Origin of the sequence: Candidatus Nanosynbacter sp. TM7-008 (assembly GCF_022828245.2) — a bacterium.
Taxonomy (GTDB): Bacteria; Patescibacteriota; Saccharimonadia; order Saccharimonadales; family Saccharimonadaceae; genus Nanosynbacter.
In genome coordinates this window covers 59,493-79,027 of the sequence record NZ_CP157587.1, presented here as the reverse complement: position 1 = coordinate 79,027, position 19,535 = coordinate 59,493, and the positions used below count along the sequence as shown (strand labels likewise).

Below are 19,535 nucleotides of genomic sequence, written 5' to 3'. Positions count from 1 at the left end.
TATGACATTTAGCAGAACTATTTATTTACCTTGTTTACCAGTATAGCTCCTAGGTTATTTAGTTCGTCCTTAATTTCGCCCTCTTCTGCTATTTTTTGTAGTCCCGAAGCCCATTCGCGAGCAGTCTTCTGTATCGCGGTAAGAGTATCGTAAAAATCACTGATATAGTTAGAGTCGTATTTTTTGTAATCAGATTTCATCTCAGCAACTTTTGGCAACATTTCTTCAAGTTTTTCCAATTGAGCAGTAAAGTCCTTGACGAATTTCTTGTTGTGCTCGTTCTTGATATCGGCGTTTTTAAGATCCTGTCGAGCTTTCTTAACCGCACTCTCTAAGGTAGATATATTAGAGCTGTTGCTACTATCAGAAAAATCAGCTACTGCTGGAAGTATCTTTCCGTAAACTTCATCAAAGGCATCCACTGCAGAATCAAACTTACCTAGCTTATTTTTCAAAGCGTCATACTTCTCACGAACTTCTTTGTCGCCAGTAATAGCCTTCATCTTGCCTAGCTCGCTTAATTTACCGTCAACTTCATCCTTTGTGGAGGAAAGCTTTTTACGAGTAGACTCTAACGAAGACTTGGTTTCTGAAGTAGAAACATATGAAAGTGACGTCGAAGCTTTATTGTAAATTTCGATCGTATCGTTCACTTTGTCTACAGCAGCTTTATAATCCGCCTTGCTTGGACCGCCCAGTAACAAGACAGCTAGGACTACACCAACGATAATTACGACTAATCCAATTATTCCGCCGATGATTCCCCACATGACACCTTTACTCATTTTCTTTTTTGGTGGCATTTGGTATGGAGTTCCCATGACTGGTTGTTGTTGGAATTGTTGTTGTGGTTGAGGCTGCTGAGCCTGAGGTTGTTGTGGAGCCTGCTGGAATTGCGGCTGAGGCGGCACTTGAGGCTGTGGTTTATTGTTGTTGTCGTCCATAAATAGTAGTCTCCTGACTTTTATACTTTTTGTCATTATATCGCTATAGCTTAATTGTAGTCAAATAAAAACACCCCGATTTCTCAGGGTGCTTTATTTTTAATTACAGACTATTTATTAGCTTTTTCTTCCAAAACTTTCTTAAAGTTTTCGCTAGCTTCTTTCCATTTATTCAATGTATCTGCCTTAATATCTATCTTCGGTGATGTTGGCGCCTTTGGTCTTGATGCCCCCGATGATGCGTTCTTAATGTATTCTGAAAGTTCTACGTAGTATTGCTTTATTTCTGAGTAGTATTTCTTCAGATCTTCGCCATATTTAGCAACTAGCTTGTTGTTAGATTTCGACATCTTATCCAAAGAATCCATACAGTCTTTCATATTAGAGTCAAAATATTTCTCAATACTTTCTTTAGACTCCCGAATATGCTTACTTACTTCAGTTAACCTACATTTCTCGTAAAAATTATTTTCAGTAAAGGCTCCTATGAACTCAACATATTCTTTTGCGCCGTTATTCCAACTGTCCAAGTATTTATCATATGCCGCTTTCACATCCTTATCGCGAAGTGCTTTATGTGAGCCCATTTTTTTATTAAGGTCGTCAATTTTACCAATAGTCTCATCTATTTCAGCTTTCCTATTTTTAGTACCAGTGCTACTTTTACTGATAAAGGCATTATTTATGTCAAAGCCAGTAAACTGTGAAAGCAGGTCTTTATAATCCGCCTTGCTTGGACCGCCTAATAACAAGACAGCCAGGACTACGCCAACGATAATTACGATTAGTCCAATTATTCCGCCGATGATTCCCCACATGACACCTTTACTCATTTTCTTTTTTGGTGGCATTTGGTATGGAGTTCCCATGACTGGTTGTTGTTGGAATTGTTGTTGTGGTTGAGGCTGCTGAGCCTGAGGTTGTTGTGGAGCCTGCTGGAATTGCGGCTGAGGCGGTGTTTGAGGTTTATTGTTATTGCTATTGTCCATAAAATTTTCCTCCTAAAATTACGCTTTCGCTATTATATATTTATAAACCAATCATCGTCAAATTAATCTTACCGCGCTCGTCAATTCCAGTGATTTTCACGCGAACAGTTTGCCCTTCTTTCACGACATCAGTCACTTTTTCAACTCGACGTTCCGCCAATTTCGAAATATGAACCATTCCGTCAACACCAGGAAGTATATTCACAAACGCACCAAAATCTTTAATACCAACAACTTTGCCTTCGTAAATCTTGCCAACTTCTGGCTCTTCAACCAGACCCTTAATCCAGTTCATAGCCTTTTCAATTGACGCGCCGTCTGGGCTAGCCACAGTAATCAAACCATCTTCCTTAATATCAATTTCAGCGCCAGTTTCCGAGGTAATCTTATTGATCGTCTCACCGCCCTTACCAATAATCACGCCAATCTTATCTGGGTCAATCTTAATCTTCTCAATTCGTGGCGCATACGGACTAAGCGACTCACGAGGCCCTGGAAGCACACTAAGCATATGTTCCAAAATGTGCGCACGCCCTGCCTTACTCTGCTCAATCGCTTGACGCAACACTGCCACCGGCAAACCATGAACCTTCATATCCATTTGAAGAGCCGTAATACCCCTTGAAGTTCCAGTTACCTTAAAGTCCATATCACCAGCAAAGTCCTCGGCATCAGCGATATCACTCAACACGTACGGAGTATCGCCGTCCATCATTAGACCCATCGCAATTCCACTCACTGGAGCCGAAATTGGTACGCCAGCATCCATCAACGCCAAGCAGCTAGAACAAGTCGCCGCCATCGAAGTCGAACCGTTCTGGCTCATAATCTCAGTAACTGAGCGAATAGCGTATGGAAAATCCTCTTCAGTTGGCAAAACTGGAAGCAAAGCGCGTTCCGCCAAGTATCCGTGACCAATCTCACGTCGACCTGGACTGCCCATTCGCTTAACCTCACCAACCGTATAGCCCGGCGCATTGTAATGATGCATATAACGTCGCTCACCGTCGGTAATTTCCATAGTGTCAATCAATTGCGAATAGCTAAGCGGCGCCAAAGTTACAATATTCATTCCCTGAGTTACGCCACGCGTAAACAAGCTGGAACCGTGAGCGCGCGGCAATAATCCAACTTCCGAACTGAGCGGACGAATCTCGGTCAATTGTCGACCGTCGGGACGAACTCGTTCGGTGACAATTCCCCGACGAACATCTTTATGTAAAGCCAAAGTAAACGCTTCGTCATAATCGCCACGAACTTCACTGTATTCTTCCTCGTCCAGCCCCAATTTTTCCGCCATCGCCTCATGAAACTCAGCGCGAATTTCGCTAATCATTTCATTGCGCTCTGGATACGGGCGACGGATTTTCTCACCAAATTTTCCATCAGCCCACGCGTTAACCGTTTGCTGAATTGATTCGTCTGGCAAAATTAGATCATATTCCTGCTGCGCTGGCGCAACTTTTTCCGCCAATTCGCGTTGCAGGGCAATTGCTGGCTGCATCATCTGGTGAGCCCATGCCATCGCATCAATGATAACGTCCTCCGAAACTTCTTTGGCGCCAGCTTCGACCATTGTTATGCCGCTTTCAATACCAGCCACAACCAAATCAAGATCCGACTTTTCGCGCTCTTCTGGAGTCAAGAACGCCTTAAATTCGCCATTGACTCGACCCACGCGCAAACCAGCCACTGGACCGTCAAATGGCGTACCGGTTAGCATTAACGCACTAGACGCAGCGATCATCGCAATTACATCTGGGCGGAAACTCGGATCCATACTCAAAACAGTCGCGACGACTTGAATTTCCTGACGATAACCCTTCGGGAAAAGCGGACGGATCGGACGATCAATCAATCGCCCAATCAACACAGCTTCATCGCTTGGGCGACCTTCGCGCTTGATAAATCGACTGCCAGAAATCTTACCCGCTGCATAAAATTTTTCTTCGTAATCAATTGACAATGGAAAATAATCCAATTGCACTGGACGCGGACTAACCTGAGCGCTACCCAAAACTACAGTGTCGCCATAGCGCACCAAAACACTACCAGTCGTCCTAAAACCGACGCGATTCACCTCTAAAGTCAGCGGCCGACCACAAAAATCAGTGGTAACACTAAAAATCTCCTTGCCGCTTGGATTGATAATACTCATAAAGAGCTCCTTTCTTGCGGTAGTAACAGGGATGAAATTACTTGGCAATTTAGTCGTCTCATCTCTATCACTTCCGCGTTACAAATTGCTACTTATATTATACTAAAACCTCAACCCAAACGCCAGCCGCGAGCGCGTTTAACATAACCTTATTAACAGATGAGTGTGCTATAATTTATTCATGTCACTTCAGCTAGATTCAGTAAAAAATCGCCAGAAAAGCTATATCTTAACTATAATCGCAATCTTGATGATTCTTGGCGGAGTTTATTTGCTTGTCCTCATCAGCACGCCCCTTATTTTATCGCAAAATATCAACCCAAAAGACAACCAGACCACTCAGCTCATCACTAAAACTGAGAATAAAATTACCGAAAATCGACTTTACATACCGAAAATCGACATAAATTTGCCTTATAGTACTGGCGGCGCCGAAACAATGGAACATGGTGCGTGGTGGCGCAAACCAGAAAACGGTAATCCAAAAGATGGTGGCAATTTTGTCTTATCTGCACACCGTTTTATTATGGGATTAACTCCTCAGCAGACGCTCAGAAAATCACCTTTTTATAATATTGATAAATTGACTGTCGGCGATGAAATCATCATTGACTATAACGGCGTGCGTTATAATTACGTCATCAGCGAAAAACAAAGCGTTAAACCAGATGCCGTGGAAATCGAACAGCGCACAGATCAGCCGCAATTAACTCTTTATTCCTGCACTTTGGGTGGCGCAAATGACGGACGAGATGTGATTATCGCCAAATTGAAAAAATAGCCAGAACAACAAAAATCCCCTTTTCGTCAAAGGGGATTTAAGCAGTTTTTAACGTAAATTATTTACGCAAACCTAATTTGGCAACAACTGCTTTGTAACTCTCAAAATCAGTTCGCTCCAAATATTTCAGCAAACGCTTGCGCTTACCAACCATTTGGATCAAGCCGCGACGAGCCATGAAGTCGTGCTTATTCGCCTTCAAATGCTCCGTGACTTCTTTGATACGAGCCGTCAAAACTGACACCTGAGCTTGTGGGCTACCGACGTCGTTTTTATTGACCTGAGTCAAAGCAATTGCTTTCGCTTTATTTTCTTTGCTAATCATAGCTCTGTAATTATACCAAGCTTCTCTGTTTTTTGCAATTAGCTAGTAATTCCAAAGTCCGCCAGAGTCTTCGCCTGATCAATAGAATAGTCGGCAATTTTCGTACGACGCAAATTCTCACAATACGCACCTGTCCCCAATTTATCACCAATATCGACCGCTAACGTTCGAATATAGGTTCCGCTTGAAACATGAGTTCTAATCTTTAATTTGGGGTATTTGTATGCCAATAGTTCCAATGAGTAAATTTCTATCACGCGCTTAGGAATCTCGACTTGTTTACCTTCGCGCGCCAATTTATACGCTCTTTCACCATTAATTTTTATTGCGCTAAAAATCGGCGGCGTCTGCTCAATTTTTCCCACAAATTGACTAGCCACCCGCTGAACTTCTTCCAAACTCGGCTCATAATCAGACACTTCGGTAATTTCGCCTTCTGGATCACCCGTTGAACTATTCTTGCCCAGAATAATTTCCGCCTCGTACCACTTATCTAACTTAGTGAAAGTTTCAGCTTCCCGGCATTTCTTTCCAATCACAATAATCATTAGCCCCGTAGCGAACGGATCAAGCGTACCCGTGTGACCAACCTTTACCTTCTTTCCCGCCTGATTAGATAAAACTCGTCGCAAGCGCGCTACCACCCCAAAGCTAGTCATTCCCTGAGGCTTGTCTATGAGAATCACTTCGTCCATCAACTATTGTCCTGGGATGTGGAATTGCGCTGGATTGAAGTCTGCGTTTTGAGCTGGCTGAGTTGGCATCGCAGTGATCGGCGCAGGCGTTGGAGCTTGCGGAGCGACTACCGGCTCAGGAGCTACCCCTAGCGGTGCAATCTGCGGCAATCCACTTACATCAACACCTGTAGGTGCTGGCGGCATTGGTGGCAAAGCGCCGAAATCTGGCATTGCTGGTGGCATTGGCAAATCGAAACCTGGAATGCTATTTTCAGGATTTGTTATTGCTGGCTCAATCGGCGCAATCGGCTGGCTCGGAGCTGGCGCCACTGGATTATTCAATTGATTCGTGTCGTTAGTAATTGCCGAAATAATTGATTCTTTAGATTGCGGTACAACAGGTATTGTCGACAATTTTTGCTCAGCGGCGTTAGTTGTCGCGAACGGGTCAATCTTTGGTGGCTCATCAGACGCGCCCATAGCCGCATTTAACGGAGTGTCGCCAAACGAAGGCGTACTATCACCCACATATTTACCGTGCGTTAAAATGGTTTTATTTTGATCGCTAGCCAATTCCCTAATCTTATCCTCGGCGGCCTGTGTAGTCGTTGCGTTCAGTGTGCCACCCATCAGCGGAGTTTCCTCAAAAGAAAGCTCGCCCTTTGAAACTATTTTTTCACTCGGCTTTTCTTCCTCGGCTTGCGGTTCTTCCTTTATCGGCTCAATTTTAGCCAACTTCTCTTCGGCAATCCTAGCAGATTCTTCTTGCTTTTCCTTCGCTGTTTGTTCGGCTACTTCATCAACATCGCCCTTCTTTTCGTGGCTAATCGACAAAGTTCCGTCCGCGTGTACGGTTTCCTCGTCTTTCTCTACTTCCTCAGCTTTATCCTCTGAAACTTCTTCTTTTTCTGGAGATTTTTCTTCGGTCTTTTCAATCTTTTGCGATTCATCCTCTACTTCGCTCTCTGCGATCTTTGAAACCACCAATTGTTGATTTGCGCCAGCCGCCATAAGTTCTGCGGCCGTAGTCATAACCTTTGATGACGTATTGCCGTTACTAAACCTCTCAGTTACCGCCACAATTCCTGTAAGCAAAGCCGTCGCCATCTGCTCGTCCAGAGTTACCTTCGGCGTTTTCAGGTCATCAAGCAATTCCACAACCATTTCGCTCACGCCACTAGCATTAGATTCGTGCCAATCAACAGAACCCAGACCACTCTTTACGTCGCCCGCTGTTATAGCCGCAACCGTAGCGTCATGTAAAATCTTACCGTGCGCAGTCAAAGCCGTATCAATACTTTCACTATTTTCAACATTTAGCGCCAGAACCAACTCAACGTTATAGTCGCCCTGTGAAAATTCCAAGTCTTTATCGGTAATTGTCGTACGATATGGCGTAATGAAAATCTTTACGGCGTCGTCAACAACTTTATAGCGCAAATGATCAGCCTTCTCTTTGTCCAAGGCAATAATAAAATCACGTAAAGAATCTGCGGTCTGCTCAAACGTCTTATCAGGATTCAAGAACGTAATTGCTGGCGGAATGTCGCCACTAAACACAGCCGTAGCGTGCTTTCCTAATTTATTGAGGAAAATCGTCAATCCTAATGCTGCCGACAATTCGTCGACTGACGGGCTAGAACTCACCGTCACTAAAATATTAGTTACATCCTTGATGCTCTGGATTACTTTTTGCTTTGCTGATCCGTTTGACATGATTTTTCCTATGTTTGTTTTTTGTAATTACGCTTGGCATCACTATACCATAAGCAGCACCATAAAGTCAATATCTAAGCCGCCTCTTTACAATTTATGCTATTTTCTGTATAATTCTTCCTGATTAGCGATACAAATCTATAGAGGTAAAGGAGAAACATGCCAATCATCAAATCCGCCATCAAGCGTGCTAAACAAACCTTAAAGCGCCGCGAGCGAAACATCAGCATTAAAAAAGACATTAAGACTGCTGTTAAAGCTTTCTCTGCAGAACCAAGCGCAAAAACTCTTGCTGCAGCACAAAGCGAAATCGATACCGCTGTTAAAAAAGGCTTGATTAAGAAAAACACTGCTGCTCGCCGAAAGAGCGCATTAAGCAAAATTGCTAAAAAAGCAGGTGTTACATTAGAAGCTGCCAAGAAACCAGCCGCAAAGCCAGCAGCTAAGAAAACTGCCGCTAAAAAAGCTCCAGCAAAGAAGCCAGCTGCTAAAAAAGCTGAAAAATAATCTGTAAAGATTACTAGAAAATACCCCGGAATTAACTGGGGTATTTTTATTTAACATCAGTCGACTAATCGACTCGCTAATTTGTATACTTGATTGATTGATTTATTTCTTTGCTTTCTAACTTCCAGTTACAGAGTTCAGCTTTAATTAACTCTGGACTCAAAGAAGAAACAATCGAACTCGACGACTTCCTCTTCAGTAAAAGGGTCGTCGTCTCTGTTCAGTGCCTCGTAAGACACCTCGCGATTGTCTTCTGAGTACCAGGCACGCTCTGCATAGAGCTCCCACACTCTCCACAAAAGAGCTTTCCTGTAAATCAGTATCTCGGAGTCTCATTCTCAGCTATCCCACGAATCGTTGTGCTTGTCCTCGGCAATCTTATAGCCGAATACCTTGTGTCCATTGAACAGTGCTTGCTCGCGCTGCTGGTCGATGGAGACATCGTTTTGTGCGTGAGACGAAAAGCGGTAGTAGGCGATAGCTAGGTTGTTGTCGTTCTGGACAAATTCAGTCTTTGCCACCTATAAAGTCACCTCCCTCAATTCTTTCATTGATTTCTTGCTTTGCGTTAATACAGCTTCCATGTGCAAATCCATATATGCCCAATCAGGTTTACCAGCAGAATCAGCGGGCAACTTGATATGTTCTTGCTTCAAAAGGTCAGGAAACAATCCGTAATTGTAAGAATATTTGCGTGCTATCGGTTGCAGGCATGCGGCCATGAACAGACACGCATGCTCTGAAATTCCTAGTGTATCGAGGTAGTAGATATCACGTCCTGAAACAAACTCCTCTGGCTGATAGAAGAACGTTGCATTTTCTGAGCCAAATGAAATTACGCCACTTGGGCTTGGTGACATGTCTTCGGTTTTTACAACACGAAATTTAATACCATTATCAAATTTCGTTCGAACAACATAAGGGATACCTTTATCATCCTCAACAACTTGCCTAGTATGAAAAACAGACGGCTTAATAATCTTGAACAACTTGCCAATCTCGAAATCTTTCCATTTTGAGATATCAACCTTCGCCTTCTCTGCCTTGGCAAGCCTTAGATTGCCAAGGCAAGCCTTAGATTGCCAAGGCAAGCCTTAGATTCGTTCATGACATTCTGCATGAACGAATCTATATAAGCCCAATCAGGGTTACCTGATTTATCCGCAGGCAATTTGATATGTTCTTCAACAATTGTTTGCGAATTTAGCTGGTCAATATACGAATATCTTGTCAGCGAGGCTCGTATAGCTGTCGCAATAAACAATCCTGTTAATTCAGTCAGCTTATCACTATACAAAAGCAAAATTGCTGACCCAGCACCACCTCTACCAAGGAAATCTTTCGCTTGATAGAATGCAGACCCATCTAATGGGCTAACCGTAATACAGTTTCTGGCATCCAATGCTTCATTATCTTTTGGTTCACAATATTTCACTACACCGTTATTGAAATTCCCAGATGCCACAAATGGAACATTACCATCAGAGTATGCTGCTTGACTTCTAGCAACAGGTCGTTTCACCTCAAACAATTCTCCAATGGCAAATGACTTCCACTTACTCGTATCGATCTTATTCATTCTTCTCACCGCCCTTCTTCAAGGCAATGTTCACGCTCTCATCATCCGCGCTCACTGTGCTCGAATACATTGCTGTTTCAAGCAGCTTGTCGCCAAATACCTTTGCGTCGATGCCTTCCTTGAACATCAGATAGTCCATAGCGGTCTTCTTGAAGTCTTCTTCAAAAATCTCAAAAGGCTTCTGCGGCACCTGATACGACAGGTGCTTGTCAGACTTGACCCACTGACATGTGTCGTCCCCCGACTGCTTCTCTACCACATCGACCCAACGGTCCTCGATAGCAGCCCATTTACCGTACACATCATGGCGACCTTTATTCTTGACTGTCGCAAGCCCATCGGTCTCCATATAGCAGGCAAAAATATCCTTGCCATCCTGTGAAATGCCAGTCTCAAACACAAAAACGCTCGTAGTGACGCCCACGCCAAAGAACAAGTCTTCAGGGAGTTTGATTACCTTCTTCAGACGATGATGTGAAAGGATTCGCTTCATCTGAGCCTTTGAAGCCTTTTCAAGCTTCTTATCTGGAAGGATGAACGCGCAAGCTGTATGGGCAGGCACGCTGTCAAGAACATTCTCAACAATCTTCATGCAGCCGTACTTATTCTCATACGGTGGATTCATAAGAACCTTCGTGATTCCCTGCTTTGCAATCCAATCGCTTGCCGTTTCAGTTCGTGCATCCATCTGTTCAAGGTTCGTCTTACCATCCTTGTGAATCAGCATGTTTGCACACGCAAGAGCATAAATCTCACGGTCAAACTCGATACCGTAAAGCTGCTGCCTCTTGATTTCCTTTGCCTTGATGGTTTGCATCCCGCCAGACTCACGAATCATGTTCGCCATCGCTTTAACAAGGAATCCGCCACTGCCACAGCATGCATCAAGAACTCGGTCGTCCTTGTTTACCTCAAGAATCTTATACATGAAGTCAGTGATATGCTCAGGAGTAAAGACCTGACCAGCTTCCGACTTCTTCTTGTAGCGATTGAATTCGTTGAAGAAGATACCCATAACATCTTCTCCGCGCCAAGCATCAGAATTCAGACAATTGCTGATTTCTGTGACCCACCCGATGAATTGTGTAATAAGTGTTTTGACGCGACTTTGCTCTTTCGCATCCTCGCTATCAACGTTCAAATTCATTCGAATTTCCGAGAACACTTCTGTCAGAAGAGACAGTTTTTGATTCTGCTGCTTATCGTGATAAAGCTCCTTGTTAAGACAGTTCAGAATTGCATTATGAAATTCCGAATAGTCCATACCCTCAACCATCAGTGCGTTATAACGCTTTGCAACCAGAGCGCAAGCTGTGAAAATCATGCGATGATACAAATTCTTAATACCGAACTCGAAATGCAAGCAGTTGTTGATGCTTGCAGTCAGCTCGTAAATATGCTCCTTGTCGATGTTGCCTGCATTAAACAAAGCCGTGTAATACTCAACGTTATGAAGAGTCTTGGCTCCATCGCCATCAAACTCTTCTTCGCCCTTGAATACTCGAGCAGCGTCGCCGTTATAAAGAATGCCAACTACCTTCTCGTATTGCTGCTCAACGATACGAACGTTCTTCAGTACTTCCTCAACCCATTTATCAACAAGGGCAACACTCGAAGCTTTCGTCTCAAGTACCACAGCAACATCCGCATGATTGTCCGGCAGATACCAGCCATCAGGCTTATCAAGAACTCCCGGAAACCCAAGCTGATTAAATGTCGTCAACTGACCAACGCCAGATTTCACGCCTGCTTTATCTTTGAACCCGAGGATATTACGAGCAATATCACGTACTTCATCCTCAGTTAAATTCTTAGCCATTACTTCTCAGCCTCCTTTGCATTTTTCTCAATCCACTCACGCAGCATCGCTGAGATAGATTTCTCCCTCTTGATTGCAATGATTTTCAATATCTTCTTATCCTCTGCCGTCACGGAGAGCGTCAGCTTTGTTCGCCTGACGTCTCCTGAGGGCTTCTTCTCGTCTTTCTTATTCATATAAAACTCTCCTGCAATAATACGTATTCACGTAATTACGTATTATTGTACAATATTTGCGAGTTTCGAACAAAGGCGTAAACCCGCAGCAAGAGCCTGAGTGCTGATACGCAAAAGTGAGCTGCAATAGCAGCGAAGGAGCAGCACGCGTCTCTCTTTGTTCTTGAAATCAAAAGAGCGAGGTAGCCGTCTGGCTAACCTCGCTCTTTCCTACCTATGCCCGAAAGCCGCTAGACGCAGTCATTGAATCTATATACAAGCGCCAGCTCATTTCTCACGAAATAGAGTTCAATGCTTCCTCTTTTGGTGGAAATTTTTTACTAATATCTCTTAAAGCATTCCCTGCCGATTTTCTAACATATTCACTCGTATCTTCTTTTAATGCAGCAATTCGTCTGATAGCTTCATTCGGATTATCTTTGAAATATGGTCTGCTCGTCCATATTCTTAGCCCCTCTGTAACTGCTCTCCTTGTATTAGGATTATTGTTTTTTAACCATTCATCAATTATTGGAAGTGCTTTTTCATATCCTATTTTCTTGCAAAATTCATCAAATGCCTTTGCCAACACTTCTTGAACTCTCCAATTATTATCTTTGGAAACTTCATCTCGCATAAATGCTAAAACATCATCTTGTTCTGATAAATATCCAAAGAGAAATACGCTATACATTCTAACTTGATACACATTAGATTTATAGGCTAAAAATTCCAACCAGTGCCGCCTCCACAAGCAGCCACGGATTTACAGAAGTTGTTTTCATTTGCAAGTCCGCCCGAAGCAGCACGTCATTTATTCTATTCAGTTTTTCCTTATCAACAACTTTTGCTGAAGACGCCAATTTTCGTAAAACATACGGACTAGCCGAAAAATCCGAAGCCACCAGCTTACTGTCGCCGTCAGCCAAAACCAATGCCGTCAAGTTAGTCGCCTGCGAGGCAAGTAATCCCATTGTCTGATAGGCGCCGTCAACGCCACTTTCCGACTCCAAATAGCTAATTATATCGTGAACCTTATCATAATCACCCGCCAGCGCCGAAATAAACAAATCAAACACATTTTCCGTCCTCGCCAGAGGTATGAAGTTGTCAATTAAATCATCCTTTACTTTTTCCGCCAGCGCCAATTGATCCAAAAAGTTACTCAGTCGCAACTGATCAAATCCCAAACGATCAACAATTATCTCTGCTTGATGATTCGTTAATTCACACCCACGAGCCTTTGCTTCCGCCACACACCACTTTAAAATCTGCGGTTTTTGACGATCACTAAGCGGTGAAAATTCCTGAACTTTGGCATTTTTCTGCAGCCACTTATACGTTTTTGTTCGTTTATCAATTTTATCTTCAGCCAGAATAATCGTCCTGTCATCATCAAACTTCATATCTGGAAGTTGCGACCAAATCTCAGAATTTTCGCCTAGTTTTGAAATCAAATACACCGACGAGTTCATAAACATCGTCTGTCCGATTACTATTTCCTGCATTCCAGCCAGCGTCAAATCTTCACCATCATGTCGCGCCACTTTTTCGTTGCCAATCAGCTTAGCAATTGCTTGCCGTTTTTCAAATTCGTTTTCGCCGTAAAAAAGGTAAATCACTTCACCTCCACTTGGCAAACTGGGCAAATATGCGTACCGCGTCCAGAAACTTTCATCTTTACAATCTCTTGGTCAGGGTGTCGATGACACGGCTGACCTTCTCGACGAAATACATGCGCAAACGACAGATAATTCCCTTTTCTGCCTTCAGCGTCAACATAATTTTTATCCGTCGAGCCACCCTGATCAATGCTCAATTGTAAAATCTGACGCAGTTCGTTAAACAAATCTTCCAATTGGTCATCACTAACATTCCTAACGCGCGTCTGAGGGTGAATTTTCGCAGCCCACAGAGCTTCATCAGCGTAAATATTGCCAACTCCAGCGATTACCGACTGATCAAGAAACGCTGGCTTTATCATCGAATTTTGTCGACGACGAATTCGCTTAATAAAGTCCATCGCCTCAGTTTTTTTATCGAGCGGCTCCGGCCCAACTTTCTGCATAAATGGCAAATTTTCTATCTCATCAGTCGGCATCAATTTCATCCAGCCAAACTTACGCTGATCATTGAAAAACAGACGCGAACCATCCGCAAAATCAATTTGCACACGCGTCGACTTATCCGGCAATTCACCGATCAAGCTATCATTCGGATGACCGCCAGCAAAACTATTAGCCCCACGAAAAATCAATTGCCCAGTCATCTTAAGATGTATCACCAGCGAATAACGCGTATCAAGATCAATCATCAGTACTTTCGCACGACGTCGCACTGCCATTACGTGCGCGCCGTATAAAAATTGCTGAACATCAGTAGGTGAATTAGGAAAGCTTTTTGGCGAATCAAATACCGTCGCTCGCGCAACAGCCTGACCTGGCAATAAATCCGCCAAACCGCGACGAACTGTCTCAACTTCGGGTAGTTCTGGCATTCGACGAATCCTACAGCTTAAACAAAGCTTCTTCTTGACTTAGTCCAATTCCAGCCGCCATTTTTTTGCCGTCAGGAATTTGCTTCAAAAACATATCCAAAATCTCGTTTACATTAGCTTGCGCCGAGCCTTTAGAGCCGCTACAATCCGACGTCCACAAACTCTTCACAACGGAATTGTCCTTCAAAGTTTCGAATTTGTAAATTTTACCGCTAGCACAAATTCCCCGCAAATCGTTTTGCTGCTCAGTTAGCGGCGTACCTTCCATCATTTTTCGCTTATCAAGCGCATAAACCAACTCCGTATAAGCCTTGCTGTTATTGTCCAATTTTTTCTCTGCAATCGGCTTATCCAAATATCCCTCGTACGTTGTCATTTCGCGAGATTCTGGCGAAATAGTGATGCTATATGAGCGAAAATTCTCATTCGCTACAATTGGTCCACGCACTGTCAATCGAACCGCGCTTCCCACGTCCGTCGACAACAAAGCAACTTGCCCTACGTTAACATTCTGATCCGTTGTTTGACCTGAATCATTTTTGCCAAATAATGCTCGACCAATCGCAATAACCGCTGCTACCGCCACAACTGTGATAACAATAACCAGCAAAATTGGTACAAATCGAGAAAATGAATTTCGTCGTTGAGTGTATTTCATGGCGTAATTATACCATATTTTCTACACTTCACCCCAATTTACGCCCGTACCGACATCTACTTTCAATTTAATCGGCAATTCCGGACAAACGCCTTCCATTTCCGCTTTCATAATCTCGCTGACTTCCTGGACGTCTTCAGGTTTGCATTCCACCAAAATCGAATCATGAACTTGTAGAATTGCGTCAGCCAAGCCCGACAATTTATCCTCCAATCGAATCATTGCCAATTTCATCAAATCCGCTTCCGTGCCTTGAATTGGCATATTCATCGCAGCCCTTTCCGCCGAAGATCGCACCATAAAATTGCTCGATTTTATATCAGGCGTTGGTCGTCGCCTGCCAAAATACGTTTCAACAAATCCCTGTTCTCGCGCTTGAGTTAAAATTTTATCCAAGTACTGACGAATCGGCTTTCGCACCTCAAAATAATGATCAATAAACTTTTTCGCCTCTGTAAATGACATTCCCGTAGCCGCCGCTAAACCGTGCGGACTCATTCCGTAAAGTACACCAAAATTGATCACTTTTGCTGCTCGACGCTGAGATTTGCTCACTTCGTCAATCGATATTCCGTATGTTTCCGCCGCCGTTTTTGCGTGAATATCAACATCGCTATTAAAGTCTTCAATCAACTTCTCATCGCCCGCCAATACAGCCGCTAGCCTCAGCTCAAATTGTGAATAATCCGCGCCGACAAAAACTTTGCCATCACTCGGAACAAACGCCTGACGAATTTTCCTGCCCAGTTCAGTCCGCACCGGAATATTCTGTAAATTCGGATTCGTGCTGCTTAGCCGCCCCGTGCTGGTTACGTCCTGATTAAACGTGGTGTGAATTCGCCCATCAGTCGCCATCAATTTTGGTAACGCCTCAATGTACGTGCTGATCAATTTGGTCAATTCTCGATATCGCTCAATCAACTCGATAATCGGATGTTGTCCACGTAATTTGTCCAGCTCTTTCTGACCTGTTGAATATCCAGTTTTTCCCTTTTTTATGCCCGCAGTTGGTAATTGCAATTTGGTAAACAAAACCTCAGAAAGTTGCGCTGGACTAGACGCGTTAAACTCGTATCCAGCCATGGAATACATTTGTTGTTCAAGCTCACCAACTTCCGCCGCCAGCTCATCGCCCATCTGTTTTAATAGCGTATCATCCAACTTCATACCACGTTTTTCCATCTGGAATAGCGCCCAAATTACTGGAAAATCAAACTCATAAGCCACACGCGCGATTTGCGAATTATTCGACATGTAAACTTTTTGTTCACGATAAATTTTGTGCAAGCGAGCCAATCGATAAGCCGCGGAATTGTCGTCAGAAAAATCGCCAGACAGCGCACTCAAACTACGATCACGCTTCAGCGGATCAATCAAAAACGCCGCCTGTCCAACATCCCAAACTTCGTGAAAACGCGCCGCCACGCCATGATTATCCAGCGCGTGATACAACTGCTTAACATCCGCCGCGATCACAATTCCCTGCGCCAATAATTGCCATATAGATTGACTAATTTCATCAATTTTCGCCGTCCACACTGACTCAGGATTTGAGCTTATGTAAATTACGTCAGGCTCCGACGAATCGATATATATTATATTTTCCGCCTCAAACATCGGCATATCGGGCAATTTTTCAATTCGTGGAATATCCAACTTCGGTTCTTCTTTTTTCTCATTTTCCGCCATTTGCATTGTTTTTGGCAATCGTCCAATCAGCGAATTAAACTCCAACTTCTGCAGAATTTCCGTTACTCGCGTAAAATCGCAATCATTAACGTCCGCCACATCCCAATCCAGTTCAATCGGCGCGTCCGTCCAAATTTCCGCCACTTGCTTGGTCAAATATGCCGACTCACGACCATTTTCCAACTTCGTTCGCAAAGCGCCTTTTTGCTCGTCCAGATGCTCATAAACTCCGTCCAGAGTTTCATATTCTTGCAATAATTTCACCGCCGTTTTCTCGCCAATTCCCGGCACTCCCGGCAAATTATCACTAGAATCACCCTTCAAAGCCTTCAGGTCTAAAAATTGCTCCGTCCGAATTCCGTATTTTTCTTCAAAATGTTCCGCCGTGAATTCCTCGATATTCCTTAAACCGTTTTTCATAGCGTAAACTTTGGTCATTGGTGATATCAATTGCAATGCGTCCAAATCCGACGTTATCAAGCACGTTTCAATTCCGCGAGATTCCGCTTGCCTGGCAAACGCGCCCATAATATCGTCCGCCTCGTAATCATCAATTTCATAAAGCGGCCAGCCAAACGCATCAAGCAGCTCGTGTAAAATCGGGATTTGCTGGTAAAAGTCATCTGGCGCTGGCTTGCGACCAGCTTTATATTCTGGATATAATTCCCGCCGCTTGCGAATATTCGTGCCTCGTTTATCCCAAGCTACCGCCACGTAATCCGGCTCCAATTTCTTAATCAGCTCAATTGCCAAACTTACAAATCCGTACACTCCGCCAGTTGGAGTTCCGTCAGCCATCGACAATCCCGGCATGGCATAATAACCTCGGTAAAACACCGACTTTCCATCAATAACCACTAGACGTTTCATACTTCTATTGTAGCATTTAAGCGACTGTTGTCAGAGAGTTGATTATTGACACTTCGGCAAGTTTCTTACGTGCTCTTTTGTAATTCTCACGCATTATCTTGTGCTCCTCCAGATAGCTATAACAATGAACATACTCAATCACTCCATCGTCGTTAAAGAACACAGTTATAGTCTCATCTCTACCGTCATCTGGTCCAACAAAAAACTCGTAAGAGGTTTTATGGTATTTAGGGTAACGGTCAACCTCAAGCTCTTTTATGAAAGCATATCTGAACTCATCTTCATTCTTGGGTATCTTATATATTTGATATCGATCCTTTGGAATAGATGACGAAGCGGCAGGATTTTCCCAAATCATCCACAGCTGTCCATACTGATCCTCGATAGGTTCGCCAATAAGCCTCTGCCATTTCTCGCTATCATCCATATTACGATCAAATTTCGACTCCAGCTCTTCAATCTGAGCCATTATCTTATAGCTCTCTGTCAGATTTTCTTGACCCTCAATATCAAGATCAGAAGAAGAATTCTGAGGTAACTCTTCAATATGTCCATGAAGTGTTTCCATAGTGTGTGACTTAAAGATACTCTCTATTTGGAAGAATGTCAACAAATTGTTAAAATTAGTACATGACACAACCACACGCAAAAATTATCGCCCTGGTTGGATTGGCGGGCAGCGGCAAAAGCTCAGCTGTCGAATATTTGACAGAAAAAGGATTTCCAAAAATTTACTTCGGTGGCGTTATTTATAAAGCCATGGACGAGGCTGGAATTGAAAAAACTTGGGACAATCAACAACAATTTCGCGAAGAAATTCGTCGCCGTGAAGGCAAAGATTTCGTAATCAAACGCGTCATAAAAAACATCCACGATTTAATAAACGCTGGGCAAAATAAAATCGTTTTGGACGGATTATACACTTGGAGTGAATATAAATTCCTTAAACACGAATTCCCCGGACAAGTTGTCGTTATTGCCATCGTTACACCGAAATACCTCCGTTATCAACGAATGGCTAAGCGTACGGAGCGCCCAATGCAGCCACACGAAGTTGATCAGCGCGACTGGTCAGAAATCGAGAATTTGGAAAAAGGTGGACCAATTGCTATTGCTGATTATTTCATCATTAACGACGGCAGCCTCGAGCAATTACATCAAAAAATAGACGCCGCAACTCACGACGCCCATTTTTGTAAATCGCCCGAGCAGTGTTAATTAGTCCAGATATTCATAAAGTTTTTTCGCGTCTTTGTGCTTGCGAAGTTTTGCTAGTGCCTTAGCCTCAATCTGGCGGATTCGCTCACGCGTAACCGCAAATTCCTGACCAACTTCTTCCAAAGTGTGATTTTTCCCATTGTCCAAGCCAAAACGCATTCGAACAATTTTCTGCTCGCGATCACTCAAACTTGATAGAATTTCCTGAACTTGCTCTTTTAACAATTGATTTGAAGCGGAATCTTCTGGCGAAACCGTATCTTCGTCAACGATAAAATCTTGCAATACAGAATCATCATCTTCACCGTCACGACCAACACCAGCATCCAAAGAAGAAATGTCTTGCTTGATCTTAATGACATATTCAATCTTCTCTGGTTCCATGTCCAATTCTTTAGACAATTCTTCAATTGTCGGCTCACGGTTCAATTCCTGCGTCATCCGTCGCTGAGTACGCAGCAATTTATTGATCGTTTCCACCATGTGAACTGGAATACGAATCGTTCGCGCTTGATCAGCAATCGCACGCGTAATTGCCTGGCGAATCCACCAAGTCGCATAGGTCGAAAACTTAAATCCCTTATCCGGATCAAACTTTTCAACTGCACGCAAAAGTCCCGTATTTCCCTCTTGAATCAGATCCAAAAAGTCCAAACCGCGACCAGAATAACGCTTAGCAATCGACACCACCAAGCGCATATTTGCCTCAGCCATCTTATCCTTAGCCTTTTTATCGCCTTCAACAATTCGTCGCGCCAAGTCCATTTCCTCCTCAGCGCTAAGTAGTGGAATTTTACCAATTTCACGCAAATACAACCTGACCGAATCGTCCGACACATCGTCCAAATATTGCCCAGTTGTCAACGAATCCAAATCTTCCGATTCTTCTTCGTCTATAAGCGTTGGATCAAAATCATCATCTTCGTTTAAGTTTACTGGCTTCGTCGTGATAT

General features: G+C 43.5%; 21 protein-coding genes and 1 pseudogene. 3 read left to right on the top strand and 19 right to left on the bottom strand.

All coding sequences use genetic code 11. From position 1 onward, the window contains the following. Nucleotides 1-17: 17 nt before the first annotated feature. The 3 genes from LRM48_RS00420 to pnp form a co-directional block, all read right to left on the bottom strand. Complete coding sequence (locus LRM48_RS00420) at nucleotides 18-944, bottom strand: hypothetical protein (RefSeq protein WP_426303687.1); 927 nt, start codon at nucleotides 942-944, stop codon at nucleotides 18-20. A gap of 110 nt (nucleotides 945-1,054) precedes the next feature. Further along, on the bottom strand, nucleotides 1,055-1,933 hold the full coding sequence (locus LRM48_RS00415; RefSeq protein WP_243812078.1) for a hypothetical protein: 879 nt from the start codon (nucleotides 1,931-1,933) through the stop codon (nucleotides 1,055-1,057). A gap of 40 nt (nucleotides 1,934-1,973) precedes the next feature. Further along, nucleotides 1,974-4,091, bottom strand: coding sequence for a polyribonucleotide nucleotidyltransferase (gene pnp / locus LRM48_RS00410; RefSeq protein ID WP_243812079.1), 2,118 nt, complete (start codon nucleotides 4,089-4,091; stop codon nucleotides 1,974-1,976). Between the two features lie 181 nt (nucleotides 4,092-4,272). Here pnp and LRM48_RS00405 point away from each other — a divergent pair, with 181 nt between their 5' ends. Next, a complete protein-coding gene (locus LRM48_RS00405; protein WP_129744273.1) occupies nucleotides 4,273-4,872 on the top strand; it encodes a sortase in 600 nt (199 codons plus the stop codon). Nucleotides 4,873-4,930: 58 nt separating this feature from the next. Here LRM48_RS00405 and rpsO read toward each other — a convergent pair whose 3' ends face one another. From rpsO to LRM48_RS00390, 3 genes are read right to left on the bottom strand one after another with little or no spacing between them, the layout of a single operon-like run. Further along, nucleotides 4,931-5,197 (bottom strand): 30S ribosomal protein S15, encoded by a 267-nt coding sequence (rpsO, locus tag LRM48_RS00400; RefSeq protein WP_129632131.1) that lies wholly within the window; start codon nucleotides 5,195-5,197, stop codon nucleotides 4,931-4,933. A gap of 38 nt (nucleotides 5,198-5,235) precedes the next feature. Further along, nucleotides 5,236-5,892, bottom strand: a complete 657-nt coding sequence (gene truB, locus LRM48_RS00395; RefSeq protein ID WP_243812080.1) for a tRNA pseudouridine(55) synthase TruB — start codon at nucleotides 5,890-5,892, stop codon at nucleotides 5,236-5,238. 3 nt (nucleotides 5,893-5,895) lie between these two features. Next, on the bottom strand, nucleotides 5,896-7,590 hold the full coding sequence (locus tag LRM48_RS00390) for a DHH family phosphoesterase (protein ID WP_243812081.1): 1,695 nt from the start codon (nucleotides 7,588-7,590) through the stop codon (nucleotides 5,896-5,898). A 159-nt stretch (nucleotides 7,591-7,749) separates the two neighbouring features. Between LRM48_RS00390 and rpsT the strand changes: the two genes are divergently transcribed. Beyond that, nucleotides 7,750-8,097, top strand: a complete 348-nt coding sequence (gene rpsT / locus LRM48_RS00385) for a 30S ribosomal protein S20 (RefSeq protein ID WP_275973074.1) — start codon at nucleotides 7,750-7,752, stop codon at nucleotides 8,095-8,097. 220 nt (nucleotides 8,098-8,317) lie between these two features. On the opposite strand, the gene LRM48_RS00380 is transcribed toward rpsT, so the two are convergent. The 12 genes and pseudogenes from LRM48_RS00380 to LRM48_RS00325 all read right to left on the bottom strand — a co-directional run bounded on the left by LRM48_RS00380 (nucleotide 8,318) and on the right by LRM48_RS00325 (nucleotide 17,932). Beyond that, entirely contained in the window at nucleotides 8,318-8,374 is a 57-nt protein-coding gene (locus LRM48_RS00380; protein WP_426303695.1) for a hypothetical protein, read from the bottom strand. 61 nt (nucleotides 8,375-8,435) lie between these two features. After that, nucleotides 8,436-8,618: a hypothetical protein gene (locus LRM48_RS00375; RefSeq protein ID WP_243812082.1), complete on the bottom strand. Its 183-nt coding sequence runs from the start codon at nucleotides 8,616-8,618 to the stop codon at nucleotides 8,436-8,438. After that, the gene (locus tag LRM48_RS00370) at nucleotides 8,619-9,188 is read right to left on the bottom strand and encodes a restriction endonuclease subunit S (protein ID WP_243812083.1); all 570 of its coding nucleotides are present in this window, start codon (nucleotides 9,186-9,188) and stop codon (nucleotides 8,619-8,621) included. Beyond that, nucleotides 9,152-9,619, bottom strand: a complete 468-nt coding sequence (locus LRM48_RS00365) for a restriction endonuclease subunit S (RefSeq protein ID WP_243812084.1) — start codon at nucleotides 9,617-9,619, stop codon at nucleotides 9,152-9,154. The genes LRM48_RS00370 and LRM48_RS00365 overlap by 37 nt, the downstream gene beginning before the upstream one ends. Nucleotides 9,620-9,668: 49 nt before the next feature. Next, nucleotides 9,669-11,495, bottom strand: a complete 1,827-nt coding sequence (locus LRM48_RS00360; protein WP_243812085.1) for an HsdM family class I SAM-dependent methyltransferase — start codon at nucleotides 11,493-11,495, stop codon at nucleotides 9,669-9,671. Next, nucleotides 11,495-11,671, bottom strand: coding sequence for a hypothetical protein (locus LRM48_RS00355; RefSeq protein ID WP_243812086.1), 177 nt, complete (start codon nucleotides 11,669-11,671; stop codon nucleotides 11,495-11,497). Before LRM48_RS00355 ends, LRM48_RS00360 begins: the two co-directional genes overlap by 1 nt. A gap of 307 nt (nucleotides 11,672-11,978) precedes the next feature. Further along, a pseudogene (locus tag LRM48_RS00350) lies at nucleotides 11,979-12,386 on the bottom strand (HEAT repeat domain-containing protein); the annotation flags it as partial. After that, a complete protein-coding gene (gene holA / locus LRM48_RS00345) occupies nucleotides 12,367-13,272 on the bottom strand; it encodes a DNA polymerase III subunit delta (protein WP_243812088.1) in 906 nt (301 codons plus the stop codon). The pseudogene LRM48_RS00350 and the gene holA, both read right to left, overlap by 20 nt. Then, complete coding sequence (mutM, locus tag LRM48_RS00340; protein WP_243812089.1) at nucleotides 13,269-14,147, bottom strand: bifunctional DNA-formamidopyrimidine glycosylase/DNA-(apurinic or apyrimidinic site) lyase; 879 nt, start codon at nucleotides 14,145-14,147, stop codon at nucleotides 13,269-13,271. Before mutM ends, holA begins: the two co-directional genes overlap by 4 nt. Before the next feature lie 10 nt (nucleotides 14,148-14,157). Further along, nucleotides 14,158-14,805, bottom strand: a complete 648-nt coding sequence (locus LRM48_RS00335; RefSeq protein ID WP_129632112.1) for a hypothetical protein — start codon at nucleotides 14,803-14,805, stop codon at nucleotides 14,158-14,160. Between the two features lie 21 nt (nucleotides 14,806-14,826). Beyond that, nucleotides 14,827-17,364, bottom strand: a complete 2,538-nt coding sequence (polA, locus tag LRM48_RS00330; protein WP_243812090.1) for a DNA polymerase I — start codon at nucleotides 17,362-17,364, stop codon at nucleotides 14,827-14,829. Nucleotides 17,365-17,380: 16 nt separating this feature from the next. Further along, on the bottom strand, nucleotides 17,381-17,932 hold the full coding sequence (locus tag LRM48_RS00325) for a hypothetical protein (RefSeq protein WP_243812091.1): 552 nt from the start codon (nucleotides 17,930-17,932) through the stop codon (nucleotides 17,381-17,383). 62 nt (nucleotides 17,933-17,994) lie between these two features. Here LRM48_RS00325 and LRM48_RS00320 point away from each other — a divergent pair, with 62 nt between their 5' ends. After that, nucleotides 17,995-18,582 carry an AAA family ATPase gene (locus LRM48_RS00320; protein ID WP_243812092.1) on the top strand — a complete coding sequence of 196 codons (588 nt, stop codon included), beginning with the start codon at nucleotides 17,995-17,997 and terminating at the stop codon, nucleotides 18,580-18,582. Here the strand turns inward: LRM48_RS00320 and rpoD are convergent, their stop codons facing one another. Next, the gene (gene rpoD / locus LRM48_RS00315) at nucleotides 18,583-19,533 is read right to left on the bottom strand and encodes an RNA polymerase sigma factor RpoD (RefSeq protein WP_376787544.1); all 951 of its coding nucleotides are present in this window, start codon (nucleotides 19,531-19,533) and stop codon (nucleotides 18,583-18,585) included. Between the last annotated feature and the right edge of the window lie 2 nt (nucleotides 19,534-19,535).

Excerpts from the sequence above, each read along its gene's own strand:
- LRM48_RS00420 (WP_426303687.1), bottom strand. The coding sequence starts at position 944 with ATGGACGACAACAACAATAAACCACAGCCTCAAGTGCCGCCTCAGCCG.
- LRM48_RS00415 (WP_243812078.1), bottom strand. The coding sequence starts at position 1,933 with ATGGACAATAGCAATAACAATAAACCTCAAACACCGCCTCAGCCGCAA.
- pnp (WP_243812079.1), bottom strand. The coding sequence starts at position 4,091 with ATGAGTATTATCAATCCAAGCGGCAAGGAGATTTTTAGTGTTACCACT.
- LRM48_RS00405 (WP_129744273.1), top strand. The coding sequence starts at position 4,273 with ATGTCACTTCAGCTAGATTCAGTAAAAAATCGCCAGAAAAGCTATATC.
- rpsO (WP_129632131.1), bottom strand. The coding sequence starts at position 5,197 with ATGATTAGCAAAGAAAATAAAGCGAAAGCAATTGCTTTGACTCAGGTC.
- truB (WP_243812080.1), bottom strand. The coding sequence starts at position 5,892 with ATGGACGAAGTGATTCTCATAGACAAGCCTCAGGGAATGACTAGCTTT.
- LRM48_RS00390 (WP_243812081.1), bottom strand. The coding sequence starts at position 7,590 with ATGTCAAACGGATCAGCAAAGCAAAAAGTAATCCAGAGCATCAAGGAT.
- rpsT (WP_275973074.1), top strand. The coding sequence starts at position 7,750 with ATGCCAATCATCAAATCCGCCATCAAGCGTGCTAAACAAACCTTAAAG.
- LRM48_RS00360 (WP_243812085.1), bottom strand. The coding sequence starts at position 11,495 with ATGGCTAAGAATTTAACTGAGGATGAAGTACGTGATATTGCTCGTAAT.
- LRM48_RS00355 (WP_243812086.1), bottom strand. The coding sequence starts at position 11,671 with ATGAATAAGAAAGACGAGAAGAAGCCCTCAGGAGACGTCAGGCGAACA.
- mutM (WP_243812089.1), bottom strand. The coding sequence starts at position 14,147 with ATGCCAGAACTACCCGAAGTTGAGACAGTTCGTCGCGGTTTGGCGGAT.
- LRM48_RS00335 (WP_129632112.1), bottom strand. The coding sequence starts at position 14,805 with ATGAAATACACTCAACGACGAAATTCATTTTCTCGATTTGTACCAATT.
- polA (WP_243812090.1), bottom strand. The coding sequence starts at position 17,364 with ATGAAACGTCTAGTGGTTATTGATGGAAAGTCGGTGTTTTACCGAGGT.
- LRM48_RS00325 (WP_243812091.1), bottom strand. The coding sequence starts at position 17,932 with ATGGAAACACTTCATGGACATATTGAAGAGTTACCTCAGAATTCTTCT.
- LRM48_RS00320 (WP_243812092.1), top strand. The coding sequence starts at position 17,995 with ATGACACAACCACACGCAAAAATTATCGCCCTGGTTGGATTGGCGGGC.